At 57.6% G+C, this 25,694-nt stretch carries 22 protein-coding genes; 1 reads left to right on the top strand and 21 read right to left on the bottom strand.

From position 1 onward, the window contains the following. Positions 1 to 99 precede the first annotated feature (99 nt). The 8 genes from VGL38_08785 to mfd form a co-directional block, all read right to left on the bottom strand. The gene (locus VGL38_08785) at positions 100 to 852 is read right to left on the bottom strand and encodes a DUF4846 domain-containing protein (GenBank protein HEY3295522.1); all 753 of its coding nucleotides are present in this window, start codon (positions 850 to 852) and stop codon (positions 100 to 102) included. Between the two features lie 118 nt (positions 853 to 970). Next, entirely contained in the window at positions 971 to 2,266 is a 1,296-nt protein-coding gene (locus tag VGL38_08780; GenBank protein HEY3295521.1) for a peptidylprolyl isomerase, read from the bottom strand. A 152-nt stretch (positions 2,267 to 2,418) separates the two neighbouring features. Next, positions 2,419 to 3,126, bottom strand: coding sequence for a peptidylprolyl isomerase (locus VGL38_08775; protein ID HEY3295520.1), 708 nt, complete (start codon positions 3,124 to 3,126; stop codon positions 2,419 to 2,421). 247 nt (positions 3,127 to 3,373) lie between these two features. Continuing rightward, positions 3,374 to 5,137 carry a peptidylprolyl isomerase gene (locus VGL38_08770; GenBank protein HEY3295519.1) on the bottom strand — a complete coding sequence of 588 codons (1,764 nt, stop codon included), beginning with the start codon at positions 5,135 to 5,137 and terminating at the stop codon, positions 3,374 to 3,376. Positions 5,138 to 5,325: 188 nt separating this feature from the next. Beyond that, the gene (locus VGL38_08765; GenBank protein HEY3295518.1) at positions 5,326 to 6,789 is read right to left on the bottom strand and encodes a glycosyltransferase family 39 protein; all 1,464 of its coding nucleotides are present in this window, start codon (positions 6,787 to 6,789) and stop codon (positions 5,326 to 5,328) included. Then, positions 6,786 to 8,369 carry a glycosyltransferase family 39 protein gene (locus VGL38_08760; GenBank protein ID HEY3295517.1) on the bottom strand — a complete coding sequence of 528 codons (1,584 nt, stop codon included), beginning with the start codon at positions 8,367 to 8,369 and terminating at the stop codon, positions 6,786 to 6,788. The genes VGL38_08765 and VGL38_08760 overlap by 4 nt, the downstream gene beginning before the upstream one ends. A gap of 41 nt (positions 8,370 to 8,410) precedes the next feature. Beyond that, a complete protein-coding gene (locus VGL38_08755; GenBank protein ID HEY3295516.1) occupies positions 8,411 to 9,934 on the bottom strand; it encodes a glycosyltransferase family 39 protein in 1,524 nt (507 codons plus the stop codon). An 11-nt stretch (positions 9,935 to 9,945) separates the two neighbouring features. After that, positions 9,946 to 13,389 carry a transcription-repair coupling factor gene (gene mfd / locus VGL38_08750; GenBank protein HEY3295515.1) on the bottom strand — a complete coding sequence of 1,148 codons (3,444 nt, stop codon included), beginning with the start codon at positions 13,387 to 13,389 and terminating at the stop codon, positions 9,946 to 9,948. Positions 13,390 to 13,400: 11 nt separating this feature from the next. Between mfd and VGL38_08745 the strand changes: the two genes are divergently transcribed. Beyond that, positions 13,401 to 13,523, top strand: coding sequence for a hypothetical protein (locus VGL38_08745; GenBank protein HEY3295514.1), 123 nt, complete (start codon positions 13,401 to 13,403; stop codon positions 13,521 to 13,523). Between the two features lie 4 nt (positions 13,524 to 13,527). Here VGL38_08745 and VGL38_08740 read toward each other — a convergent pair whose 3' ends face one another. The 13 genes from VGL38_08740 to VGL38_08680 form a co-directional block, all read right to left on the bottom strand. Then, positions 13,528 to 14,157 (bottom strand): TMEM175 family protein, encoded by a 630-nt coding sequence (locus VGL38_08740; GenBank protein ID HEY3295513.1) that lies wholly within the window; start codon positions 14,155 to 14,157, stop codon positions 13,528 to 13,530. 139 nt (positions 14,158 to 14,296) lie between these two features. Next, positions 14,297 to 14,947, bottom strand: coding sequence for a DUF5698 domain-containing protein (locus VGL38_08735; protein HEY3295512.1), 651 nt, complete (start codon positions 14,945 to 14,947; stop codon positions 14,297 to 14,299). A 144-nt stretch (positions 14,948 to 15,091) separates the two neighbouring features. After that, positions 15,092 to 15,601 carry a hypothetical protein gene (locus tag VGL38_08730; GenBank protein ID HEY3295511.1) on the bottom strand — a complete coding sequence of 170 codons (510 nt, stop codon included), beginning with the start codon at positions 15,599 to 15,601 and terminating at the stop codon, positions 15,092 to 15,094. A 37-nt stretch (positions 15,602 to 15,638) separates the two neighbouring features. Then, positions 15,639 to 15,980 (bottom strand): DUF1634 domain-containing protein, encoded by a 342-nt coding sequence (locus VGL38_08725; protein ID HEY3295510.1) that lies wholly within the window; start codon positions 15,978 to 15,980, stop codon positions 15,639 to 15,641. 89 nt (positions 15,981 to 16,069) lie between these two features. Beyond that, the gene (locus tag VGL38_08720; protein ID HEY3295509.1) at positions 16,070 to 16,906 is read right to left on the bottom strand and encodes a sulfite exporter TauE/SafE family protein; all 837 of its coding nucleotides are present in this window, start codon (positions 16,904 to 16,906) and stop codon (positions 16,070 to 16,072) included. 254 nt (positions 16,907 to 17,160) lie between these two features. Then, positions 17,161 to 17,739 carry a YdeI/OmpD-associated family protein gene (locus VGL38_08715; GenBank protein ID HEY3295508.1) on the bottom strand — a complete coding sequence of 193 codons (579 nt, stop codon included), beginning with the start codon at positions 17,737 to 17,739 and terminating at the stop codon, positions 17,161 to 17,163. A 35-nt stretch (positions 17,740 to 17,774) separates the two neighbouring features. Continuing rightward, positions 17,775 to 18,317, bottom strand: coding sequence for an SRPBCC domain-containing protein (locus tag VGL38_08710; GenBank protein HEY3295507.1), 543 nt, complete (start codon positions 18,315 to 18,317; stop codon positions 17,775 to 17,777). A gap of 194 nt (positions 18,318 to 18,511) precedes the next feature. After that, complete coding sequence (locus VGL38_08705) at positions 18,512 to 20,263, bottom strand: RNA-directed DNA polymerase (GenBank protein ID HEY3295506.1); 1,752 nt, start codon at positions 20,261 to 20,263, stop codon at positions 18,512 to 18,514. After that, positions 20,250 to 21,107 carry a hypothetical protein gene (locus tag VGL38_08700; GenBank protein HEY3295505.1) on the bottom strand — a complete coding sequence of 286 codons (858 nt, stop codon included), beginning with the start codon at positions 21,105 to 21,107 and terminating at the stop codon, positions 20,250 to 20,252. Before VGL38_08700 ends, VGL38_08705 begins: the two co-directional genes overlap by 14 nt. A gap of 194 nt (positions 21,108 to 21,301) precedes the next feature. Continuing rightward, complete coding sequence (murQ, locus tag VGL38_08695; protein ID HEY3295504.1) at positions 21,302 to 22,252, bottom strand: N-acetylmuramic acid 6-phosphate etherase; 951 nt, start codon at positions 22,250 to 22,252, stop codon at positions 21,302 to 21,304. Positions 22,253 to 22,343: 91 nt separating this feature from the next. Further along, positions 22,344 to 22,961, bottom strand: a complete 618-nt coding sequence (gene rsmG / locus VGL38_08690; protein ID HEY3295503.1) for a 16S rRNA (guanine(527)-N(7))-methyltransferase RsmG — start codon at positions 22,959 to 22,961, stop codon at positions 22,344 to 22,346. Between the two features lie 306 nt (positions 22,962 to 23,267). Continuing rightward, positions 23,268 to 25,133 (bottom strand): tRNA uridine-5-carboxymethylaminomethyl(34) synthesis enzyme MnmG, encoded by a 1,866-nt coding sequence (gene mnmG / locus VGL38_08685; protein ID HEY3295502.1) that lies wholly within the window; start codon positions 25,131 to 25,133, stop codon positions 23,268 to 23,270. Next, positions 25,130 to 25,693, bottom strand: a complete 564-nt coding sequence (locus VGL38_08680; GenBank protein HEY3295501.1) for a transposase — start codon at positions 25,691 to 25,693, stop codon at positions 25,130 to 25,132. The genes mnmG and VGL38_08680 overlap by 4 nt, the downstream gene beginning before the upstream one ends. Position 25,694 lies beyond the last annotated feature (1 nt).

The following is a 25,694-nucleotide window of genomic DNA, read 5'->3' as shown; positions in this document are numbered from 1 at the left end:
GGCTGCAAGCAGCCGACACCGCGTGGTTAAGAAGAGCTATCATTGTTGGGGATTCCGTTCCGAGACGGAACGGAATGACAAGCCGGGGGGAGCAGGCGTTTACCGGAATCTCTTCAATTCCTCGTATTGGAACTCCCACTCCGGCGTTTCGAGGATGCCGGAGGGGCGTGCCGTATACCATGGGGAGCGGGGGAAGAGGACCGTGCGGAGGATTTCGATTTGCTGGGCGGGCATGTAGCTTTGGGCGAGTATAAAGACGCGTTCGCCTTTGTCATTTTCGGCCACGTCCACCACCAGCACGGCATGGCCGGGAGAGCCACCGTGAATAAACACATCACCGATTTCGACGCGCGACGGATCGCTCACCGTCTGAAGTTCTTTGCTTAAGGACAGCGTGCCCGCATAGCGGAAGACTGTCGACAGGTAGCGGCGGAAATTGGCGTAACTGCTGTCAGGACGGGCGGCGGCTTTCCATGTGACCCGGTTGCCGCGCACCTCGGGCCGCAGGCCTTTCTGCCACTCGGTCCAGGCGGCTTTGTCGCCGCTGGTAAAGTGAAAGACAATGTCGCGGTCGCGGTGCACCGAAAACAGATACTCGGCGCGCAGGCGGATGATGGCGTCGGCACACTGCTGCAAGTCTTCGGTTCCGGCGTCGATGTCAAGCACCGCCGCATGGGGCTGCTGATTCTGTTTGGGTGCGCCGTTGAAAAGCTGCACCGGAGGGTTGCCCGGCAAAAGGGGCAGGCCGCGCAGCCACGCGCCGAAGGAACCTTCAGGCTGGGCCAGACGCAAAAAGCCTTGCGGCGGATCGAACCGCGACGCAAGGCTTTCAGTACTCTCATGATGCCACAGGTACAGAATTGAACTCTGGGCGAAGACGGAAAAACCAAAAATGATAAATGAAAAACTAAAAAGAAAACGAAGACTACTCTTCCTTTTTAATTTTTCATTTATCATTTTTCATTTCTCTTCAGATTCTCTTTTCGATAAACGTTTCGCCGGTCAGGTCTTTGGCCCATTTGCGGAAGACTTCATCCTGTTTTTTCATCAGGGCCATGCGCTGGATGCGGTCATAGTCGTCTTCCAGCGTGATGGGACGGGCATTGATGCGGTCGGCAACAAGGATCACGTGCGCGCCGAAGCGGGTACGCACCGGACCGGCCACGTCACCTTTCTTCAGACCGGCAATGGCGGGCTTGAAATCCGCCGGGATTTCATCCGGACTGAACCAGCCGAGGTCGCCACCCTTGCCCGCCGTCTTGAGATCGGTGGAGTACTTAGCCGCAAGGTCACCGAAGGGCACTCCGCCGCGAATGGCCTTAACCATCGAATCGGCGCGGGCATTGGTGCGCGCGAGGTCGGCGTCGGTCGGACCGATCTTGAAAAGGATGTGGCTGGAGGTAATCTTTTCTCCTGTGCGGCTGTCCACACGGATCAGATGCACGCCGAACTGCGAGGCCACAGGCTGGGAAATGTCGCTGGGCTTGAGATTGAAGGCCACCGCTTCATATTCGGGAACCAGATCACCGCGGTTGGTGGTGCCGAGCTTGCCGCCTTTGGACGCCGTGCCCGGATCATCGGACAGATGCGTCGCCGCATCCTCGAAGGTCATCTTGCCGGAGGTGATCAGCGTGCGCACCGAGTCGGCCTTATGCAGGGCGGCATCGATGGCGCTCTGCGAAACCGTATCGGCCAGCAGAATATGCGCCAGCCGCACACCGTCTTTGAGGGGTGGAATCGAATCCTTGTAGGTCTGCCAGAACCGCTGCACGTCGCCGGGGCCGGCCACGATGCCTTTGAGCTTCTCCTGCTTGACCTTGTCGATCAGCAGGCCCTCTTCTACCAGCGGGCGGAACTGCCGTTTGAGTTTGGCCAGCGGCATGCCGTAGTATTCTTCGAGCCGGTCCTGACCGCCCGCCTGTTCGGTGAGCGATTTGATGCGCGCGTCCAGTTCGCCGTCCACCGTCTTGGTGTCCACCGTAACGGTATCGAGGCGGGCCTTGGCCAGCAGCACCTTCTGCAGAATCAGTTCGTCAAGCACCATCTTGCGCAGGCTGTCGAGCTGCGCGGGGCGCATGGCATCCATCGCCGCCTGCGAGCCGATATTGTACTGCACGTACTGCGAGAGTTCCGATTCCAGAATAATATCATTGTCCACCACCGCCACGATGCGGTCAATGATCTTTTCCTGATCCGCCGCGGTGGCCAGATGCACCATCATCAGAGCCACAAAGAGCAGCGCGGCCAGACGGAGGAGTCTTGGCATATAAAGGGTACCTTAATTGATTGCACTTTTGGCCGTCTCCCCCCCTTGATCTCCCCGTTGATGCGGGGCAAGGGCTTAAGCCCTTTGTCTCTGATCCTTCCCCTTGGAACAAGGGGAAATAAGAAGGGGGGTCTGGTATTCCTTCCGTCCGCTTACAGCGAATCCGCGAGGATTTTCACGGAGTAGCGGGAGCGGAGGCGGGTCATCAGGGAGTCGAGCCGCTTGTGGCCCTGCTCTGCCATCAACCGCGCCATGATCTCATCGCGCACGGCGGCAAGGTCCAGCACGGTTCCCGCCGGGTAGATTTCCATCATGCGCACGACACGGTAACCGTCATCATACGGATGGGGAAAGGTCACCTCACCGGGTCTTAAACTGGACACTTCCTTCTGAAGATCCGCATCCAGTTCCGAAGCTTCCGCCAGCCATTTGCCTTCGGAAGTGATATCCCCCGAGGCCACCAGGCTGGTGTCGCCGCGCAACAGATCATCGCGGAAACGCGCCATCAGTTCCTTGCCCCGCGTCCAGTAGAGTTCCACCGAGTACATATCCATAGGCCGCAGGAATTCCTGCTGATGGGCCTTGTAGTAAGCGGTGACCACCGAATCCGTCGGCGGCGGAGCGGAGAGTTCGGAGAGCATTTTGGCGCGGTACATCTCGGAGCGCACACCGGTCAGTTTGGCCGTGATCTCCGGATCCTTGTCCATGTGGCGCTTCTGGCCTTCGAGGTCCACCAGCACGCGCTCGGTCCAGGCTTCGATCAGCCGCACACGGTCCGGCTTTTCCAGAGAATCGGCCGGCATTCCGGCCAGCGCCGAAAGTCCGGCCTTGGTCAACTCCCGCGATCCGACCTTGGCCAACACCTGCTTGTCGGCCCGGCTGCTCTTGCTGCAGGCAGTGAACAGGAGCAGAAAGCAGAAAGCTAAAAGCAGATAGGGAGCAGAGCAGAACCCCCTTCTGCTTCCCCCTTTTTCAAAGGGGGAAAGGCCATCGGGTCTCCCCCCGTTTACGGGGGGACTAAGGGGGGTCGGGTCTCCCCCCTTAGAATAAGGGGGGATTACAGGGGGGTAAGTCTGCTCTTGAAGACTCGGCATCATCATGTACAGGTTACTGCGGCCGTCCGGCGGGGGCGGGGGCGGCAGGCTTGGCGCCGGCGGGGTTCGGTTCCACCGGCCAGACCGAAGCAAGCACCTTGGCATCGACTTCGTATTTGAAATCCTTCAGGCTCTTCTCTTCGAGCGCCTTCATGGCGGCATCGGTCATCGCCTGACGGTTCTGCCGCTTGACTTCGGCCTGAGCTTCTTCAAAGGTCTTGGTACGGGACGGATCGATGCTCAGCAGTTGGATGACCGAGAAATTCTTACCGCTGGGAGTCACCGGCGAAACGTCGCCCGGCTTCTGCAGGGTAAAGGCGGTCTTGCCGATCAGGCCGAAGCGCTTTTCTTCGAAGGGTCCGATGCGGCCGGTATCCGGCTGGGTCGATTCCTTCTCGTTGAAGCGCATTGCCAGCTTTTTGAAATCCTCGCCCTTGACGGCGCGGTCACGGATACGGACGGCCTTCATGGAGTCGGCCTTGACGAAAATCTCGCGCACGGTGCGCATTTCGGGCTGGATGAAATTCGACAGATGGGTGTCGTAGAAGCGGCGGTCATCGGCATCGGTCGGGCGGACCTTGTCGCTGACTTCAACCTTTTCGAGCTGGCCGATCAGGCCTTGGCGCATTTCGGACTTGGCTTCCGGATCGTTCATCGCCTTCTTCAGGTAGCCCTGGCTCTCGGCGTCCTTTTCGAGGAACCCCGGCTCGACGATGGAATTGATCAGGTCGATCACCACCTGCTTGTTGTTCCATTCCACGCGATGGGCATTGGGGCCGATCTTGGTAACTAAGCTGTCCACCGTCACCTGGCCGCCCTTATAGGTCGCCACCACCTGCTTCTTTTGGTCGGCGGTAAAGACCGTTGCCAGATCCTGATTCTTGGGAGTCTGCGGATCGTCGAGCTTCTTGCGGAAGGTCTCGATGTTCGCATCCTTATACTCAAGACCGTAACTCTTGTGCAGATTCTCGACATAAATCCGGGCCTGATCCATCAGCTTCTGGCCTTCAATCTGCTTGAGCTGCGCCTTGATATTGTCCTTGACATCATCAAAGGCGGCGCGACCCTGCACCGGGCGGCGCTCTTCGACCAGAATCAGATGGTAACCATAGTTGGTGCGCACGGGGCCAACAATCTGGCCGGGCTTGCCCGACCATGCGGCTTCCTGAAACTCATCGACCATGCGGCCCCACTGGAACCAATCGAGATTGCCCGAGTCCGCCGCGGAGGTGGCGTCGTCGCTGAACATCTTGGCGGCTGCCTTGAAGCTGAGCCCGCCGGCAATCGCCTTCTTAATGGAATCGATCCGCGCCTTGACCCGCAGGGTGTCGCCATTCAGCGAGTCCGGCGGCGGAGTCTTAAGCAGGATGTGCCGCGCCTTGACTTCTTCTCCCGACTGCTCATAGAAGTGCTTGGCCGCCGCATCGGTGATCACGGCGTTGATGACCTTGTCCTGATAAAGCAGATCCAGCGCCTTGCGGCGGGCCGACTGTTCCAGTGCCTTGGCAATCTCGGGCTTCTTGTCCAAACCCATCGAGACGGCTTCCTGATACTTCGCCAGTTCAACGGCCATGGCGTGCAGCGTCGTCTCGCGCTCCTCCATGCCTTGCTTCTTGGCGTTCTCTTCCGACTTGAACGTGCTGATGAATTTGTCCTTAAACTCTTTCAGAGTGATCTTTTCCCGGCCTACGCGAGCCACTACAGGTTCCCGCGTTCCGCAGCCTACCGCCAGAACCGTGAGGAGCAGGCCGATGCCGACGAATTTGCTGGTTTTCACGAACATGTCCATCGCCTTGTTGTTTTATCCGAATTGAACAGAAATGTCACTGGATTGAGCCGCCTCGGTCCATTGCCTCGACGCGCCCAAGCTTTCAATATACAGATTTCCAAAGATATAATCCAGCTTTCCCGCTCTTAGTGGAGCAAGCGGCAGGGGTGTTCCGCTTGGCCGATCCTCAATGGTCGTCACTTCCCGATGGGACGGTAAATCCACTCCGGCCTTGTGGGCCAGCCACTGACGGGCCAGAAGGCCACAGGATTTTCAATGGCCACTTCGGATTTGGAATACTGAGAAGCGATGGCGATCTCGGTCCATGAGAGCGGATCATCATCATCGAGAATCAGCGCCGAATAGCGGTGCGCTTGAATGGCCTCACGGAAGTCCTTCACCAACGCGCCACGCGCCCGGGGATCTCCCGCGCTGAGTACATCGGTCACCGCAATGCAGTTGGCGGTCGGCCGCTTGGCACTCTGTGCCGAAAGGAAACCGTGACTGAAAACCAGCACATTCCCCGGCTGCGATTGGAGCTTGCGTAATAGAGCTTTTCCTGCTTCAAGGTCCGCCGATGTGGGTATGCAGCGCAACGGATTGTAGATCAGCAGGACAAACTGCAGCAGACAGGCAGCGTAAAGCAGTGCCGGTGCCCGAAGTGCAGCGGAGCTTTCTATCCAACGGGATGCCGCCAAGCCGAACAGGACCGCCAGAGCAGCGAAGATGGGAATCAAATCATTCGCAAAACCGCCGGCTTTGATGCGCGGCAGCAGGGAGGCCAGCGCCATACCCAGCACAAATAATCCGTAAAACAGGCGCGTTTTCCCTTCTGCTTTGCCGGTCCAGAACCACCAGACAGCGGCACCGGTCGCAATCCCCATGGTGGCGACCAGATCATGCCCCAGAAAAAAGAAGAAGGAGAAAAGCTGCATGGCATGGTGTGCGGGCTGGACAACATTATAGTACCAGAACCAGCCGTCGGTGGTCAGGGTCAGCGCGAGCAGCGCACCGCCCGCAACCACCATAAAAGGCGTAACTGCCCATCCGAACAGATCCCGCCGTGTCAGCACTATATAAAGGAAGAGCGGTCCGGCCACCACAATGGCAGTCTGTTTGGTGAGCACGGCCAAAGCCAATAACAGTCCGGCTATGGCTGCACCGCGCCGGGTGTCATGGACACGCAGCAGATACACCGCGCCGAGCAGCAACAACAGCAACAGAGAGTCCACGCGGCCAATATCCAGCCATGCGCCGCAGGCACGGTAGGTTGCCGCGAACAGTCCCGCCGCCAAAATGCCGTAGCTCGATTTGCCCGTTTCTTTGCGGACGATCAGCGCAATCAGCCAAAGCGCGCCGAGAGACGAGAGCAAGGAGATTAAGCGCAGTGGCAGAAAGCCAATGCCCGTGACCTTAGCCAGTCCTGCCGACAGATAGAAGTAAAGCGGCGGATAAGCGAACGGCACAAAGTCAATCGTCGGCGGGACATACAGGCTCTTGCCGTCCAGCACGCGCTGCACGTGATCCACCATACTGCCTTCCATCCACTCCAGTTCGAAGGGATAGGAGATGCGCAGCAGGGCCAGCAAAATGTACTGCGCCACAAAAAACAACGCTGCCACGATGGTAAGGTATTTCAGCCAGTGAAGAGCGGACTTCACGGCGCGGTCCTATCAGCCAAGGAAGGTTCCTGCGGCAGGTAGATTTTGCTGGGTCGAGTAGGATAACCGCTGATCGGCCAGCCATCCTGCTCATCAGCATATGAAATCGGCTCGCAGATGTAGCCTGCCCTCTGGCAGTAAGCGGCGACACTGTCCTCATCGGTATCGGTGACAATGGCGGCGAAGCGGTGATTCTGCAAGGCGCGATTCAAATCATCCAGCAGCAGCTTGTTTGCCTGCGGATTGCCTGCACAGAGGACATCATTGAACGGCTGGGACATGGAATGCGACCGTTTACCGGACTGAACACTCATGTAGCCATGATGGACCACCCAGACATCTCCCTTGAAGGCGGCAAACGTGTGGATCAGCTCTGTACCGGTCGCGCGGTCTGCCGGTGTAGGAATCTGGTTGGTTGGACCATAGACCATGATGATCAGTTGCACGGCAATCAACGCGTAAAACAGACCAGAGAGCCCGTGGCCGATGCGGGCGCGGTCCGGAAAGCTGGCGGGGAGCGCGGCAAACAGGTTACCATACCAGTTTCGCAGCGCGGGAATAGAAATGCCGAACACCATCGCCAGAAAGGCATACGCCGGAATCAGATCATTAACATAGTTTCCCGCCTTGACGCGCGGTGCACCCGCCGCGGCCAGAAACCCCATGCCGACCAGCACATAAAAAGCAATGTCCTGGCGCTCGCCTTTCAGCCAGCGGATCAGCAGATACGTGAGGATAAACAGGCTGGCCAGCGGCATGGGCCGCAGGGTGTCCTGCGCAAAGAACTTCAAAAACTGGAGTGTTTCGATCGGATGCCCGGCGGGGACTTCGAACACGTAGAAATTGAACCAGCCATGATGCAGCCAATCCATGCCCAACACCGCCGTGCCGGTAAACAGCACAAAGGCCGCAATATAATACAGGCCATGCTTCCGGTGCGCGGTCACAGCATAGATCATGAAAAAGAGCGCGGCCAGGAGCCCCGTCTGCTTGGTCAGAAAAGCCAGTGTGGTCAGCAGAGCGGCCAGTATCCAACCAGTGCGCGTGGGATGGAAGCGCAGGGCGCCCACCGCCAGCAGCAGAAAGAAGACAAACAGTGCATCCACCCGCGCAATATCCAGCCACGCGCCGGTCAGATAATAGGTGGACGCATACAATCCCGCCGCGATCAATCCTGCAAAATTATCTTTGGCTTCCTTGCGGACATAGACGAACAACAGCGCCATGCTGCCCAGCGAGGCCAGAAAGGAGATCAACCGTACCGGAACAAAACCGTTGCCCAGCACTGCCGCCGGAATAGCCGCCACATAATAGTAGAGAGGTGTGTAGATCGAAGGCACAAAATCCACCGAAGGCGGGACATACAGCGGCAGGCCATCCAGCACGCGCTGTACATGGTCCACACTCAACCCTTCCATCCATTCCAGTTCGAAGGGATAGGCCATGCGCCGCAGGGCCAGAACGATGAACATCAGGATGTAGCCCGCCGCACCGCAGGCAGCGGAAATTTTCAGGAACGGGGCAAGTCGGCGAATCCATCCGGTGCGGAAATCATCCGCGACGGCCAGCTGGTCATCCATTTACTGGAACTCCTCAAAAAGGTGCTCGCGAAAAGGTGGGCTTACGGCTGGGGAACGTACACGCGGAGCGGGCGGCTGGGTGCGCCGCTGACAGGCCAGAAGACGGACGGATCGGGAAACACGCCGGCTTTGCGCACATAGTCCGTGCGGTCGGCGATGTCCATAAAGCGGTCGTTATCCACATACACCGCATCGAAACGGTGCGCCTTGAAAGCGGCATCGATGCTGTCGAACAGCACCTGTTTGGCGTGCTCATTCTTGGCGCGCAACACATCATAGATCGGCAACGCGGTGGCATAAGGCCGTTTGCCAGCCTGCGTGGCCAGATAGCCGTGGTGGGCTACCCAGACTTCGCCGGGAAATTGCTGAATACTCTTGAGCAGCGTGTATCCGGCGGCGCGGTCGGCAGCGGTGGGGATGATCTCCTGCGGCAGGTAATACAACGTGGCCAGTTGCAGCACCAGCGCGCCGTAAAACAGGGGCAGGCCCCAGCGAGCAAGACGCGCTCGGGCAGGAAAGTCTTCCGGCAAGGCCGCGAGCACCTTCTGCCCTGCTGTGCGGAGCGCGGGCACCGCCACACCGCAGAGCAGCGCCAGAAATGCCCATGCGGGAATCACATCATTGGCAAAGTTGCCGTCTTTGATGCGCGGCACCCATGAAGCCAGCAGCACTCCCGCACCGGAAAACAGGTAGAACCACAACTCCTCGCGCGCGGCTTTCCCCGCCTGCATTATCAGGTACACCACGCCGCACAGACAGGCCACCATAAACGGTCGCAGCAGATCGCCCAGCACAAAATCGGCAATCCGTCCGGGAATAATATTGTGTCCGGCAGGAACATCCAGCGCATAAAAGCTGAACCAGCCGTCACTCGTGATCTGCAAAGCGGCGGCCGCAAATCCGGTCAATAGGACAAACACCGCCACAAAGGTGAGGCCGCCCTGTTTGCGCTGCCGAATAGCCAGCCACAACAGCGGAAGAGCCGCCAGCAGCGCGGTCTGTTTGGTGAGAGCCGAGAAAAAGAGCAGCACCGCCGCCAGCCCAAAGCCCACTCGGGTGCGGTGGAAGCGCAACAGGTAGAGCGCGCCCAGCAGCAGCAGCAAAAACAGGGAATCCACGCGGCCAAGATCCAGCCACGCACCGCCCAGGCGATAGGTCGCCGCAAACAGCCCCGCCGCAAGCAACCCGGCAAAGCGGCTCCTCGTTTCACGCCGCACCCAGAAGAAGAGGAGCGCCAGACAGCCAAGGGAAGAAAGCAGCGAGACCAGCCGCAATGGCAAGAAGCCCAAGCCGGTCACTTTGGCCACACCGGCGGAGACCACATAATAGAAGGGAGGATAGATGGCGGGGACGAAATCTACCGAGGGCGCGACATACAGCGGCTTGCCGTCCAGCACGCGCTGCACGTGATCCACCATGCTGCCTTCCACCCATTCCAGTTCGAACGGGTAGGAGATGCGCAGGATCGCCACCACGACATATATAAGGATATAGGCGGCGGCGAGACTTCCTGCCAAGTATTTCACAAGCGATGCGGCAGTGCTCCCGCTCGAGTCATCCACCATGTGCTTTTGCCTTATTTGACGGCGATTACGGTTCGCTCTTCGGCGACGGCCTTCAGGTAGCGAATCATATAACCCAGCTTATCGCGCCAGTCCTTCATCATACCAAGGGGCAAGCGGATCGAAAGCTGGCCGGATCCGGAGAACTCCACGGGAAAGCCGCTGCTTTGGGTGGTGATGTTCAGCACCCGTTCACGCGGCATGGCGTCCTTGGGGAATTCGATCAACGCCGCCGGACGCTCGATGGTAATCTTTTCCGCGCCCAGCTTCTCGCCTAAGATCCGCAACCGCACCATGTCGAACAGGTTCTGCGCCGCTTCGGGCGGTTTGCCGAAACGGTCAGCGACTTCGCTTTCGGTTTCATCCACCTGGGCAAGGTTCTTGGTGCGAGACAGTTCGCGGTAATAGTTCAGCCGCATGCCGCCTTCGGGCATGTAGTTCTCGGGGAAGAAAGCATCGGCTTCCACCTTCAGCTTCAGTTCCACCGGTTCGGGTTCCACACCATTGCCGTCGGTATGCTCGATCTGCACCTCCCGCACGGCCTCTTCGATCAGCCGCTGGTACATTTCAAAGCCCACGGCATTGATGTAACCCGACTGTTCGCGTCCGAGCAAATTTCCCGCGCCGCGAATTTCCAGATCACGCATGGCCACCTGAAATCCCGCACCGAGCGAGGAGAAGTTGGTGAGCGCCGCCAGACGCTCGCGGGCGATGCGCGACATTTCGAACTTGGGCGGCACCAGCAGATAGGCGTAGGCCTTGCGCGAAGAGCGGCCAATGCGTCCGCGAAGCTGGTGAAGCTGCGCCACGCCGAAGCGGTCGGCGCGGTTGACGATCATCGTATTCACGTTGGGCAGATCGAGGCCGGACTCGATGATCATGGTCGAGATCAACACGTCGAAACTGCCTTCGATGAATTCCATCATCACATGCGCCAACACATCCTCGTCCATCTGCCCGTGGGCCACGGCAAAGCGCACATTGGGCAGGATGCGCTCGAGCATCCGCTTGACGGCAGGAATAGACTCGATGCGGTTATGCACAAAAAACACCTGCCCGCCGCGTTCGATTTCGTAGAGAATCGCGTCCTTGATCACCTTTTCCGAGAACTGCACCACATCGGTTTCGATGGGCTGGCGGTTTGGCGGCGGCGTGTTAATTTGTGACAGGTCGCGCGCGCCCATCAGCGCCATGTGCAGCGTGCGCGGAATGGGTGTGGCGCTCATGGAGAGCACGTCGATGTTGGAGCGGATGCCCTTGATGCGTTCCTTCTGCACCACACCGAAACGGTGCTCCTCGTCGATGATCAGCAAACCCAGATCATTGAAGCGCACGTCCTTGGAGAGCAGCCGGTGCGTGCCGATGATCACATCCACCTTACCCTCTTCGAGCTTGCTTAAGGCGCGGCGCTGTTCCTTGGGCGCCTGAAAACGCGACACGACTTCGATGGCCACGGGCCAGTTTTTGAAGCGCTCCTTAAAGGTGCGGTAATGCTGCTGCGCCAGAATCGTGGTCGGCACCAGCACCGCCACCTGCTTGCCGTCGGTGACGGCTTTGAAGGCGGCGCGCATGGCGATTTCCGTTTTGCCGTAGCCCACGTCACCGGCAATCAGGCGGTCCATCGGCTGCAGGCTTTCCATATCGGCCTTGACCTCTTCTGCCGCGCGCATCTGGTCGGGGGTGTCCTCGTAGGGGAACATCGCCTCCATTTCCCGCTGCCAGGCGGTGTCGGGAGAATAGGCGATGCCTTTGACCGCCTTGCGCTGCGCATAGAGCTTGATCAGGTCCTCGGCAATCGAGAGCAGAGACTTCTTGGTCTTCTTCTTCAGTTCGCGCCAATCGCGGCCGCCGATCTTGGAGAGCGGCGGCTGAAATCCTTCGCGCCCGGAATACTTTTGCACCTGCGCCAGATTTTCCAGCTTGACAAACAGCGTCACGCCGTCGCGGTATTCGATCTTCAGCACTTCGCGCTGCACGCCGCCCACCTCGATCTTGGTCAGTCCGCGGTAGCGGCCAATGCCGTAATCCACGTGCACCACATAATCCCCGGGCTTTAAGGCGTCGATGTCATGCAGCGGCACGACATTCTTGAACTTCATAAAGCGGCGGCGGCGGCGCAGACGGCCAAAGATGTCGTGGTCCACCAGCACGGCCAGCTTGACCGCGGTCATAGTAAACCCGTGGTGCAGGCCGTCTTCGTAGACTTCGAAAGCGTTTTCCGGGCAGCCGCGCTCGATCAGCACCTGTGAGAGCCGGTCGCCGGCAATCTGCGAATCGCACAGCAGATAGGTCTGAATGCCGTCGCCGTAATATTCCTTCAGACGCTCGGCCACTAAAGGCAGATTGGCGGCGAAACGTTCCTGCGGCAGTGCGCCGACGTCGACGTGCCCTTCGTCGCCGTGCGGGGTGCTGCCTAAAAAGACCTGCATGAAGCCGCGCGCATCTTTGCGGATTTCGGCGGGATCGACAATCTTGATCGCTTCACGCTCGCGCGGCAGTTCGGCGTAGCGGTGGGTGCCGGAGGACTCTTCGCCGGTCTCTTCGGCGTCATCATCCTCTGCGTCCTCCTCGTCGAGGATCTGCGCCATCTCGCCGCCGTAAGCGAACTCTTCATCATCCTCGCGCTCGTCGTTGAGCGAGAAATTGCGGATGCGCTTGCCCACCGCCAGCGAGGCGCGGTCTTCGAAAATCTTCTTGACCGCATTCCACGCGCCGCGTCCGTCGGACCAGACGATAATCGTGTCCTTGGGCAGATGATCGAGCAGATGGGCATCTTCATCGTCACCCATCTCCGCGGCCATCAGCGTCACCTCTTCGATCTCGCCGGTGGACTTTTGCGTGGAGGGATCGAAGTGGCGGATGCTGTCCACGTCATCGCCGAAGAACTCGAGCCGCACGGCCTGCGACGCGCCGAAGGGATAGATGTCCACCACCGCGCCGCGCACGGCAAACTGCCCCACGCCTTCCACGAGGATTTCGCGCTTGTAGCCGGCGTCGGAAAGATACCGCAGCAGCGACTCGCGGTCCAGCGTTTCGCCCCGCGAGACGGTGTACATGTTGGCCGAGACGTCGCCCGGCGCGGGCAGCGGATCTAAAAGCGCTCCGGCGGTCGTCACCACCACCGGCTTCTTGCCCTGCGTGAGGGTGAGCAACACTTCGGCCCGCTCGGACTGCTCCACGGCGGTGAGCGCGCGCCCAAAAGCGGGCTTGCCGGGCAGCAGGCACGGACTGCGCTCGCCCATCAGCGTAGTCAGATCGTCCGCCACCTCTTCGGCGTCTTCCAGACTTTCCGTCACCAGCAGCACGGGCCGTTTGCAGCGGTCGTTCAGATATTCCACCACAAACGCCGCGAGCGATCCCGGCACATTTTTAACCAGCAGCCGCCCGCCGTCCGTCAGATGTTCTTCTATCTGCGAAAACGCGTCCGCCGCGAAAACTTTATCTTTTAACCAATCCATGAAATCTCGTTATGTCCGTCCATGTATCCAAATCGGTAGGGACACGGCTTGCCGTGTCCGACGTATCCATCGTAGATGCAAACGGCAGTTTGCCTCTTTCTCTATTCGTGCAGCACCGCAAGGCGTGGAAGTAGAATTCTATTCCGGTTCGTTCGCCGCCACCTGACCCTTGGCGCGCTGTTTGTCCTTAGGCAGGTTCATGCCGGTGAAGGCGAAGAAGATCGCCAGCAGCATGCTGATGATCAGACACAGGGGCACGCTTACAAAGGATACCAGAAAGGCGGCGAAGTAGCCGGTGGGGCCGAGGGAGTACATTTTGGTAATGCGCCGCACTTCGGTCAGGTCGGTATCACGCGCCAGCAGGCGGCCTTTGTGGCTGGCATACCGCCACAGCAGATTAAAGGACACCGCCATCATTACAAAGAACGCCGCAAAGACCGAGGTGGCGACCTGCTCCTGCGGGTGGCCGAGGTACTCGGCCATCAGCGCCGTCGGCCACGGCGTGAGCGTGATGAAAAAGAGCAGAAAGCCGTTGACATAGGGCAGCACATGGTCCGAGCGTTTGATGTGCGTGAACAGCTTGTGGTGGTTAAACCACATGATGAGAATCGTAAAAAAACTCAAAATGAAACCGAAATAGGACGGCCAGTCCTCCGCCAGCACGCTCAACAGGCTGGCGTCGTGCAGTTCGGACGGCTTGGGCACATGCAGTTCCAGCACTAAAAGCGTGATCGCAATCGCAAACACGCCGTCGCTGAAGGCTTCAATCCGTGCGGTGTCTTTTTCCGGTCTTTCGGTTGGGGTAGACAGTTTTTGCTCCGTGTGAAGTACCCCCTTTGATCCCCGCTAAAGCAGAGGGAGACGCTCTGATCCTTCCCCCTTTGAAAAAGGGGGAATCAGAAGGGGGTTACGCTTCCTTATCGTCCTCTTTCTCTTCTTCCTGCGAGCGCAAAAAAATCTTGCGGCCTTCGCGCATGGGGTAGGTGACGAAGTCACCCACGCCGCCCAGCAGTTTGCGGCCCAGCACCAAGCCCGGATCCACGTGCCGCAGGCCTACCTGCTTGATCTCTTCAACGGTAAAGAAAGCTTCGGGGTCGAGCTGATTGATCAGCTTGCACAGTTCGCGGACCTTCTGCCGCTTAACCACCACAAACACCACGTCAATCGGGCCGGCTTTGCTGTGGCCGTCCAGTTCGGTCATGGAGTAGCCCTGTTCCCACAGCTTCTCGGCGATGCCGACTTCCTGCCGTGCGAGAATCCGCACAAACTGATGCCCCAGCGCAATGCGGCCTTCAACCCATAAGCCCGTCGCCTGCCCCGCCGCAAACCCCGCCGCATACACGACAGAGAGATACCAGTTGCTGGAGAGGTTGGTGATCACCTGCCCCGCCACATTAATCCAGATCAGCACCGTCAGAAAGCCCATCAGCGCCGCTAAGAAGCGGTAGCCGCGGAAAATGCTGATGGTGCGGAAGGTGTCCAGTGTCTGATCCGCAATCCGCGAGAGAAACACCGCGGTCAGCAGCAGCCACGTATTGGCGTGCAGGAATTCTATCATCTACGTCTCTTTCCATTCATCCTGTTCCCATGGCGCGAGACGCGAGACTTGAGACTCGAAGAAGAGCAGTGTCTTCAAGTTTTCATGTCTCCGGTCTTTAGTCTCAAGTCTCTGGTCTCGAGTTTCTGGTCTCAAGTCTCCCGTCTATCTCCGGAAGATCCCGTTCATCGGTCCCAGTTGCTGTTCGCGGTACATCTCGCCGAGGCGCGAGGCACGGGCGACGGCCTGCTTCAGATCGGAGCCGTATTGGATTTCCACCCAGCGGAGTTGATTCAGTTCCAAAGCGGGAGGGCAGGCGCTGGAATCGGCGAGCATAATCAGCACCGGCTGGCTGAACTGCCATTCCCCGCGCGGTTTGATGCTGTTCAGCTCTTTACCGGTGAAGCGGCCGAGAATCGCGCTCAACGTGGCGGAGTCCACACCGGCGCACGGCGCGAGTTGCAGCACCAGCTCCCGTTTGAAGCGCAAGCTGGCCAGACCGCTGTCCACATCGGCCACCACGCGGTCCGGTTGTTTCCAGTTTTCGATGGAGAGAATCCCCAGATCCACACGCGAATTCTCCGCGCGCACCGCGCCGAAAAACTGCACCGCCGGCTCTTTGGCATACGCACTGATCGCCACCAGACAGACCACTGCCCATAAAATCGCTTTCATTTCAGCGTTTCAGCCTTTCAGCGTTTCAGCGTTTTCTTCAAATCTTGCCACCGAGGAATCCGTACAGCAGAAACGCCAGCACCACCAGCGTGATCACAACAAAGTTCCGGTCGCGCTCGCGGATGAAAGCCAACAGCGCAAACAGCACCCGCGCCACCGGAGTGATAATCAACAGGATCAGACCGAGCTGGATAATCCCGCGCGGCATCAGCGCCAGCACGCTGCGGAAAATTCCGGAAAAGCTGGTGTAGTCGGCGGACTCTCCGGCAAAGGTGCGGTAATCGGGAATGTCCGTGCCGTGTTTCAGCAGATAGAAAATGCCACCGATCAGCACCACCGCCGCCGCCGTCAGCACCCCCGCCCGCAGCAGATTCCCCATCGTGTTCTCAATTCCCCCCCGTTCACGGGGGGGCAAGGGGGGTTGGGCCCGGACTTCATCCTTCATCCTTCCGCCTTCATCCTTTCTGCTCACATCTTCCCCGCAAAGCCGTTATACATCATCTCCGCCGCCAGACCGAAAATCACGATGCTGAAGATAATGCGCAGCGTCCGGTTGCGTGTCTTGGGCAGGACGCGCGAGCCGAAGGTGGCGCCGCCCAACGTGCCCAGCATAATCGGAAAGGCCAGCGCCGGATCGATGTAGCCGCGGTGCAGATAGACCCCCGCACTGGCCGCCGCCGTGACGCCAATCATAAAATTGCTGGTGGTGGTGGAGACCTTGAAGGGCAGCCGCATCAGGCGGTCCATGGCCAGCACTTTCAGCGCGCCGGAGCCAATGCCCAAAAGACCGGAGAGAATTCCGGCAAAGGTCATCAGGGAAAATCCCGCGCCGACCTTGTGCACCGAATAAGCTTTCTTGCCATTGGCGGTCGGATAGGTGCTGCCCAGACGCAGTTTCGCTGCCAGTGGATCGGACGGTGTGCCGTCGGCAATTTCCTGGGGCGGATTCAGCGTGGCAATCGAAGAGTAGATCAGCACCAGGCCGAAGATCACGGCAATCACATGCGGCGAGATGAGGCCCGCCAGTCCCGCGCCGATCAGCGCGCCGAAGGTGGTGGCCACTTCAAGGAACATCCCCACCCGGATGTTGGTGAAGCCCTCTTTGACATAGGCCGCCGCCGCGCCCGAGGAGGTGGCAATCACCGTCACCAGAGACGCGCCGATGGCATAGCGGATATCCACGCCGAACAGCAGCGTAAGCATGGGCGTAATCACCACCCCACCGCCCAAGCCCGTCAGCGAGCCCAACAGCCCCGCAACCACCGCACCGGCAAAGGTGATTAAAGTAAATTCGAAAGTGTTCACAATATGATGTTCTTTCCGCAATCGGACGGCATGCTCTTATGGATATCCTGCGCCGTGTCACCTACCCTTGTCATCCTTGCAGCCCGCTCCCCTTACCTTGTCATCCTGCGGCCCGCCTCCCCTTACCTTGTCATCCTGCAGCCCGTCTGCGGGATGCAGGATCTCTCTTCCCTCCGACTCCCCGAGAGATCCTGTAAACCGCTGCGGTTTACAGGATGACAAGGTGAGTGGGTTCTGCGTTGCCTGCGCCCCGTCTATTTCAATCCGATCCTCTTCCCTCCCGCGCACAGGCCCACAAATTCCGCAATCCGTTTCGTGCGCGTTGCGGGCCGCTTGGCATCGTTAATCCATTTCATGCACATCCGCACATACCCCGGCGGCAGCGTGGCAAAATACTTTGCCGCCGGGGCATTTGCCTGAATCGCCATCGTCACATCCGCGCCGACCTCGAGCGCGGTCTTCTCTTCTTTCCTATTTCCTATTTCAGCTTTCCTATTTTCCAAAACCGCTCTCCCCGCCTCGGTCATCAATCCCGCCTTGAGCAGTTTTTTCACCCGCGCGCGGTTGGAGTCCGACCACTTACTGCCCGCCTTGCGCGGGGTGAACTTCTGCGCGTAGCACTCCTCATCGAGCCGTTTCACCAGGCTGTCAATCCAGCCGAAGCAGAGCGCTTCCTCCACCGCATCGTCATAGGCAATACGCGGCTTGCCGGTGTGCCGCTTATAGAACACCAGCCAGACTTCGCTCTCGCGGTCATGATGCTTCTCCAGCCACGTGCGCCAGTCCTCACGCGTGGTCAGATGCAGGGTCTTGAACGTACGGCCGGTTTTCAAGTCTCTGGTCTCCGGTCTCGAGTCTTACGCGCGTGTTAGCCCGCCTTGCGCAGATCCACACCCATCAGGTGGGCCTTCAGATAGCAATGGAATTCCGTCCAGCCTTCACACATCATGAAGGCGCTCTTGAGGTCCTTGCTCCGGTAACCGCTCTCGTGGACGCGGAAGATGGTCTTGTTGTCCTTGCGCAGGATTTCATAGCGGATGGTGGTCTTGTATTTGCCACCCATCATCTCCTGTGCCTGAATCACCAGTTCTTTGTTCTTGACATACTTCACCACTTCCACCGGCATCCAGCCCCACTCTTTCCAATACCATTCCACCGTGCCCGGCTTGTCGAAGCTGCCGCGCATGTCATCGAGGAAATACTTGATGAGGTGTTCGCGCTTCGTGGCCGCGTCCCACACTTTGGAAACCGACGCCTTGAACGTGTTCGAGGTCGTGTACGTGATCGGCCCCTTGCCCACCGGCAACTTCTGCTTCTCGACTCTCGGCGGCAGTTCCTTCTTCGCCGTCTTCTTTACTGCCTTCTTGGCTGCTTTCTTCGCGGTCTTCTTTACAGTTTTCTTCGTGGCCATGAGAGTTTTCTCCTTGAAGGTTGAGGGTATAACTATGTCCCCAAGTGCGGACATCATGAATGATCCTGTAGGGGCGAACCTGTGTGTTCGCCCGCCCTTGAGCAGAGTAGTTGCACAGCTTGCTGTGCCAAAACGCTAGACGATACCAGCGCAGGATGCGATGCACTATTTCAATTGTTTAATGTATCGAGGCGCTATCCACTGACATACGATCCCGCGCCAAGCCGCAGCAATCGCAACGATAGTGTCTCGTCCGGGCTAAACCTCTTGATCATGAGGTCGCGCTGTTGCTCTTTCGATCTTCCTAATTGAAGCGTCCGCAGTTCATCAATATATGACAGATCGTTCAGTTCTCGCTGACGCGGAGCAGCACCGGCGCAAAAATCGTAAAGCTGATTTGAGGATGAATCGAGCGAATGGCGATCGGCGATGTCAACCTCTAAGACACGGTAAAGCGAGAGAACACAGAGGCTCTCAAACACGGTTGGATCAATGTAGTCAGAGAGGAATACCTTGGGAGGTGATGATTGTGTCTCTGACCACAGTTCGGCAAATGCTGACACAACTCGACCAGGATACCTGAGGAGAGTAGATACGTCTTTGCTAACGTAAGCTTCGATCAGGAGGCGGTTCTCGCCAAGTTCATCAATCGATGGCAAGACTTTCAACAACTCTGGAAGGTCATCTACCGGGCGCAAGTAAAGAAGTCGGTTTGCATAGTACCTGCATTCGCGGGCGAACCACTTTCGTTCAGCAGTTCCTAATGGTATTCCCTTGGCCACGATCTGTTCCAGTTGGCGCGAATACCTATCGCGCATCTGGATAGCCATTTGTAGAATTGTCTTTTGATTTACGAATATGGACTTCACGAAGTGTAGTGGGCGCAGACCGCATTTGCGACTTTTCCAAGCTATGTAGCCCCACCATCGTGGGCTCGTCGAGATCGCGGCGAGCCGACTGAGAGGGATGTTCACTCCTGCGTCGGCGAAAATCCCTCGAAGGTCATTCACTTTGTCCGGATGTACAGCAAGGTAGGTGACCAATCCACTCACAAGATCTTGAAACTGCGGTTCAGCCGTTGGTTCATAAAGGCCAGAGTGGTGTCTTTGCCAAGTTTCGCGGCTGACGTAATCAGTTTTTCGCTCGTGCATAACCAACCCTTCGTTTTCGAGCACCGCCGCGATCCGCTGCCTGACGAGCTTTTCTTCGGCCCTCGAACAAACGATGAAGATGTCGTCCACATAACGACAATATTTGTTGGGAAAAGACTTGCTTAATTCCGTGTCTACACGTTCCAATGCTACGTTGCCTAGCATGGCACTCAGGAGCGGGCCAACCGGAATTCCTCCTGAACCGCTGGTGTTTGTCAATGCTGCTGCAAAATTCTCGATTGCATCGGAATATCTAGTGTCCTCAATCGAGTGTAATTTTTCCCGAAGTCTCCTGAGCAACGGTTCGGTTCGAACGCTTGCGTAGAATCTCTTGATGTCAGTAATCAGCACTCCCTCCGCTTGCTGATCTGTCAGAAGTGTTGAGATGTGGGAATTCAGCTTTGTGAAGCCATGCATGTAAAAAGCGAAACTCCTTCCGCTTCTTAGCGACGGCGGCCATTGGTAGCTGTAAACTGCGGTGTGGCTGTTGAACTGCGATTGTTTACCCAAGAACGCCAATATGAACGCTTCAATCATACATGTCATGGGACTGCACGTCGTGAAGGTTCGGTATTCTGGTTGCCCTTTAATGTTGGCACTTTTGATGCCCTGAAAGGAACGACACCTAGGCTCAAAACCTGAGAGCAATTTGCGTGTAATCAGGCGCGCGCCATATTCGGACTTTGGATCTACAATTACCGAGTCCAGTAGCAGCCTAAGCCCCAGATACGTTGGACCATAGAGGTTGCGGTATTCGTTTAAGGCTCTCACGGCAAGGGTCTCAAAGTCTGGCATCTGTGGTCTCCTGTGTGGACCTGAACTCGCGAACGAGAATTGTGCCGTGTAGTTCGAAAGCCTTAATAGGGTGAAACCAGTCAAAACGAATGCTCGGCTGTGGCTCGCCTTTGGGTTTAAGCCAGCTTATCTTGTCCCTGAACCAGTCTGCTACCTTATCGAGGAGCTTCTCGCTGCTTGTCATACCAGGCTCAACCCACAACAGTGTTCGCGAGCCTTGGTACAGCCGCTCTGCAACATGGTTAAAGGTCCGCGAGAAATCATTGAACTGGGATTTCATCGCTCCCCCGAACGCTGCGACTACAACGAGATATTGGCCCGATGCACGTGGCCTTCCATCCAACCATACGTCAACTAACTGCGCGGTTGTCGTAGGGCGTTTTGCGTCCCAGAATTCCGCCTTTCTGGTAAGGTGGATCCCTTGCGCCGTCAACCATTCTGATATTTCTGCCAGTTGCTTTTGATACATTTCCGCCGCCTTCGGCGAAATATCACCTCCGACGATGTCCACATTCAGAGGCAATTTTGGCAAAACTCCACTTTGACGCAAATCCGCCACAGTCGCAATCATCGATAGCACAGCAGCTCCGCACCCGCATGGCACGTCAAGAATCGAAACTTGTCCTTCAGATAGGAGCGTAAGAATGTCACTTGACTCCTCTTGGAATTTCGAACTAGGATCAAGAATTAGATACTCGACTCTCGCACATGAAGCAGCAAATCGATGCGCAAAGTGGGCCATAGTCTCTTCATCAGAAGACCCTCCTATGAGTTCCGAGTCTGATGGTGTCCGCTTACACGCTTCATCCAGTAAGCCTTCATCTTCAAGATTTTTTTGATACAAGCGGACAAGCTCCTTTGGAAGGTGAAGTACAGCATTGCTCCATAGGTGCGTGGGAATCTGCTGTTCCGGTATTATGGGCATATCACGACCCCTGTTTTAGAAAGACGTTATTCAGTATGGCCAAGATGAGCGTTTACTCTCCAGTCGCATTCTCCAGAAGTGTGTCCCTGTAAGAGTCACCGATGTTACCTTTATCAATTAGCATCATGCGTTCCTTCAATCACTCTTCTTATCACTCCGCCGTTCGCTTCGAGCAATTCCCGCGCTCTGTCCGCGCCGACATTTTTCCAATGCATCACCAGGGCCGTCTTCAGTTCACCGTCGGCATCTTTCATTAAGGCATCGGCCCACTCATAGTCGCATTGGGTGAGGTCCATCAGGATGCGGCGCATGCGAGCTTTGAGTTTTTCCGAGGTCGTACGCAAATCCACCATCAGGTTCTCATAGCACTTGCCCAGCCGCACCATCGAAGCCGTGGTCAGCATGTTCAGCACCAACTTGGTAGCGGTGCCGGCTTTCAGGCGGGTCGAGCCCGTCAGGGCTTCAGGCCCTACCGGGACAGAAATCACCACATCGGCAAAGTCGTCTGTCCCCCCTGCTTGCGGGGGGGTAGGGGGAGGCGGATCGTTGCATATAATAAACACTGTCTTGCTACCCCGCTCGCGTGCGTACTGCAAACTACTGATAACATATGGCGTGCGCCGCGAGGCCGTAATTCCGCAGACCACATCATTGGCGCATAAAGAACACAAATCCAAGTCGCGCACGGCCTGTCCGGCGTTATCTTCCGCGCCTTCCACCGCCTTGACTAAGGCTCCATAACCGCCCGCAATAAACCCTTGCACCTGCCAGGGTTCGGTGCCAAAGGTCGGTGGACACTCGGCGGCATCCAAAACACCCAGCCGGCCGGAGGTCCCCGCACCCACATAAATCAGCCGGCCGCCGCGCTGCAGGGCCGGGACAATCAGGTTCACCGCCTGCTCAATATCCGGCAGGGCCGCCGCCACTCGCTCCGGCACGGTGCGGTCCTGCTCATTCATCGCCAGCAGAATCTCCGGCACCGACATCGTATCCAGCCGCATGGTGGCCGGATTACGCTGCTCGGTAGTCAGACCCTGAAGTTCTTCGAAAACAGATTTCGTCATGGTATGTTCAGTTTATGCTATCTGTTACAGAGCGGACAGGCAGGAGCCTGCCCCCAAGCTTTCATGCCGTGGGGCGTCCTTCCTTCATCCCTCATCCTTCCGCCTTCATCCTTCTCAAAAGCACCAGCCGTCCGCCGTCGCTCAAGGTCCGTTCATCGGCCAGCTCGACTTTCAGGCGGTCGAGGTTGGCTTCATCCCGCCACTTCTTGCCTTTCCAGAGCAGCCAGTAGCCGTCTTCCACCAGATACTTGCGGGTCCATTTGATCAGCTCGGGCAGATCCGCCACGGAACGGGCGGTAATCACATGGTAATAGCCGCGGTAGAGTGCTCCCAGACTTTCCACCCGCCAGTTAACCACCTGCACATTAGTCAGGCCCGTTTCACGTGAAACGCGCTGCAAAAATGCTGATTTTCTGGAGTTTGACTCCACCATCGTGACCGTAAGCTTGGGGCGCGCCAAGGCAATGGGGATGGCCGGAAAGCCCCCGCCGGAGCCCACATCCAACAGTTCCCCCGATTCCGGGACACAGGATAGCCCTTCAATGCTGGGCTGGATATGGCGGTGCACCAGCCGCTCCCGGTCGGCATGAGACACGAGCGAAAGGCCCGCCTGCTCAACGCGCGTGGCAAAGTGGGCCAGCGCCGTCCAGCGGACATCATCCGCTTCCCAGCCCAGGCCTTGAATAGCTTCAAAGATTTTTTTGGTCATAGAAATAGTACCCCCCTTCATCCCCCCTTATTCTAAGGGGGGAGACCCGCCCCCCCTGAATCCCCCCGTGAACGGGGGGAGACCCGATTGCCCTCCCCCCTTTGAAAAAGGGGGAATCAGAAGGGGGTTCGGGTGGCAACAGGGACGTGAATTGGAGAAGCAGAGAGCTCATAGCCCCTGCGGTTTCACGTGAAACATTAAGCCTGCGAAAGACCGCGCAGTCTTCCGCGCAGAATCCCTTCGACGCCGCGCAGGCGACCGGGGTGCAGGGTCACCCTGCGTTTCACGTGAAACAATAGGACCGGGTCAGGATCTCTTCATCTTTTTCAGATGAATCAGCAGGGCACTGCAGTCGGACGGGCTCACGCCGTCAATCCGGCCCGCCTGACCAAGGGTTTGCGGGCGGTAGCGGCCCAGCTTCTCCCGACCTTCAGAGGAGATAGACACAATCTGCGCATAATCAAGATCAACCGGGAGCTTCATCCCCTCCAAGGCCTGCAACTGTTCGGCGCGCAGCGTTTCCCGTTTGACATAGCCTTCGTACTTAACATCCATCTCCACGGCGGCCAGCAGGTCTTCATCCTCGCCGATGCGGCGGATGGCGGACAACTCCGGCTGTGTGGCCAGCAGATCGGTCAGGGAAATCTCCGGCCGCTTCAAAAGTGCCGCAAAGCGGATCCCTTTCAGGCTGGGATCAGCCAGGATACCGCTGTCGGATAGCTCTTCCAGCTTCGTTTCGGCTAAGAAGCCTTCCACATCGGCAATGAGCTGCTTCTTCTGCTGGCAAAGCTCGTATTGCTCATCGCTAACCAAGCCAAGGCCGCGTCCAATGTCCGTCAGGCGCAAGTCCGCATTGTCCTGGCGCAGCAGCAGCCGGTACTCGGCGCGGGAGGTAAACATGCGGTAGGGCTCTTCGGGAGTCTTGCGGATCAGATCATCCACCAGCACCCCGATATACGCCTGATCGCGGCGCAGAATCAGCGGCTCTTCTCCTTTGACCTTCCTGGCCGCATTGATCCCGGCCATCAACCCCTGTGCCGCGGCTTCCTCATAACCCGTGGTGCCGTTGATCTGCCCGGCAAAGAACAGTCCCTCTAATGGCTTGGTTTCCAAAGAGTAATGGATCTGATGCGCGGGAAAAAAGTCGTACTCCACTGCATAGCCGGGCCGCATCATCTCCGCCTTTTCCAGTCCCGGCACGGTGCGCAGGGCGGCGTACTGGATCTCTTCGGGCAGGCTCGAACTGAAGCCATTCATATAAACTTCCGCCGTCTCCCAGCCTTCGGGCTCGAGGAAGATCTGGTGATGATCCTTGTCGGCAAAGCGCACAATCTTGTCTTCAATGGATGGGCAGTAGCGCGGTCCCCGGCCCACAATTTTACCCGAGAAGAGCGGCGAGCGCGTAAGACCATTTCTAAGAATGTCGTGCGTCTCTTCGGTAGTCCGCGTAAGATAACAACTAAGTTGTTTACTATATTTGGCTTGCGTGCGCTTGGAGAAGGGAATAATCCGCCCGTCTCCCGGCTGCGGTTCGCACTTGCTGTAGTCAATGCTGCGGCCATCCAGCCGTGGGGGCGTACCGGTTTTCAGTCGACCAAGGTTAAAGTCTTTGCGTAACAAATTTTCGGAAAGCTGCGTGGCCGGCCCTTCGCCGATCCGTCCCGCCGGCATCGAGAACTCTCCCATATGGATCAGGCCATTCAAAAAAGTCCCCGCACACAGCACCGCGGCGCGACACTCGAAGCGCTGGCCGGTCACGCAGATGACTTCGGAAAGACGGCCGCCCGCCGTGCCGAAGTCAATCGCCATGTTCTGCTTAAGATCAAGATTTTTCTGAGCATCCAGTGCTTGCCGCATGGTCCGGGCATAGAGTTGCCGGTCACACTGCGCGCGCGGCGACCAGACCGCCGGCCCCTTGGAGCGGTTCAGCATGCGGAATTGCAGGGTTGCAAGGTCGGTAACGCGCCCCATCTCCCCGCCCAACGCGTCAATTTCCTTAACCAGTTGCCCCTTGGCAAGCCCTCCAACCGCAGGATTACACGACATTTGCCCGATGGTTTGCAGATTCTGCGTCACCAGACAGGTGCGTAGTCCCATGCGCGCACACGCCAGCGCCGCCTCGCACCCCGCATGGCCACCACCTATAATAAGGATGTCATAAGAAGAAGTCATTCGACAAAGTCCGGATTATGCTTGTCCCGCTCCCAATTTGAAGGATTGTTTTTAATATACTGCTGGTGATTTGAAAGATCGACCTCATCGCGGATAATGTGCTCGTGGAAACGGGATTGCCAAACAATGATTGGCTGGTTAACCGTTGCTCGAATCTTGCGAGTCACGCCTGCTTTGTAATTGCCGACAATCGTATGCAGCGAGCATGGATGCAAAGGTCCAAAAGTACGGGTAGGGACACGGCTTGCCGTGTCCGGCCCGATTCGAAGAGCCTCATCATATTCCGCTTGGGGAAGAAAGAGAATACCATGCATGTGGTTCGGCATGATCACAAATACATTGAGCACGATCTTTGGATAATGCGTTGGAATTTGGAGCCAATCTGATGCGGCGATCTCACCTTCCCGGCTCATCAACATTTTGCCGTCATATATTTTTCCGAACAACTCCGCACGCTGCCATGTGCAGATGGTGACGGAATATCCCCCACGACCTGCGTAATCATACCACGGGAGCCGAGTGATTTTTCGATGTGGCAGATCATCGTCGCCTTGCGACATG

Source organism: bacterium (assembly GCA_036504735.1).
Lineage (GTDB): Bacteria > Electryoneota > RPQS01 > RPQS01 > RPQS01 > DASXUQ01.
Note: the sequence above shows the minus strand (reverse complement) of the source record. Positions and strands in the feature narration are given on the sequence as shown.

Excerpts from the sequence above, each read along its gene's own strand:
- VGL38_08780 (HEY3295521.1), bottom strand. The coding sequence starts at position 2,266 with ATGCCAAGACTCCTCCGTCTGGCCGCGCTGCTCTTTGTGGCTCTGATG.
- VGL38_08760 (HEY3295517.1), bottom strand. The coding sequence starts at position 8,369 with ATGGATGACCAGCTGGCCGTCGCGGATGATTTCCGCACCGGATGGATT.
- VGL38_08755 (HEY3295516.1), bottom strand. The coding sequence starts at position 9,934 with ATGGTGGATGACTCGAGCGGGAGCACTGCCGCATCGCTTGTGAAATAC.
- mfd (HEY3295515.1), bottom strand. The coding sequence starts at position 13,389 with ATGGATTGGTTAAAAGATAAAGTTTTCGCGGCGGACGCGTTTTCGCAG.
- VGL38_08745 (HEY3295514.1), top strand. The coding sequence starts at position 13,401 with ATGTCCGTCCATGTATCCAAATCGGTAGGGACACGGCTTGCCGTGTCC.
- VGL38_08735 (HEY3295512.1), bottom strand. The coding sequence starts at position 14,947 with ATGATAGAATTCCTGCACGCCAATACGTGGCTGCTGCTGACCGCGGTG.
- VGL38_08730 (HEY3295511.1), bottom strand. The coding sequence starts at position 15,601 with ATGAAAGCGATTTTATGGGCAGTGGTCTGTCTGGTGGCGATCAGTGCG.
- VGL38_08725 (HEY3295510.1), bottom strand. The coding sequence starts at position 15,980 with ATGGGGAATCTGCTGCGGGCGGGGGTGCTGACGGCGGCGGCGGTGGTG.
- VGL38_08710 (HEY3295507.1), bottom strand. The coding sequence starts at position 18,317 with ATGGCCACGAAGAAAACTGTAAAGAAGACCGCGAAGAAAGCAGCCAAG.
- VGL38_08705 (HEY3295506.1), bottom strand. The coding sequence starts at position 20,263 with ATGCCAGACTTTGAGACCCTTGCCGTGAGAGCCTTAAACGAATACCGC.
- murQ (HEY3295504.1), bottom strand. The coding sequence starts at position 22,252 with ATGACGAAATCTGTTTTCGAAGAACTTCAGGGTCTGACTACCGAGCAG.
- rsmG (HEY3295503.1), bottom strand. The coding sequence starts at position 22,961 with ATGACCAAAAAAATCTTTGAAGCTATTCAAGGCCTGGGCTGGGAAGCG.
- mnmG (HEY3295502.1), bottom strand. The coding sequence starts at position 25,133 with ATGACTTCTTCTTATGACATCCTTATTATAGGTGGTGGCCATGCGGGG.
- VGL38_08680 (HEY3295501.1), bottom strand. The coding sequence starts at position 25,693 with ATGTCGCAAGGCGACGATGATCTGCCACATCGAAAAATCACTCGGCTC.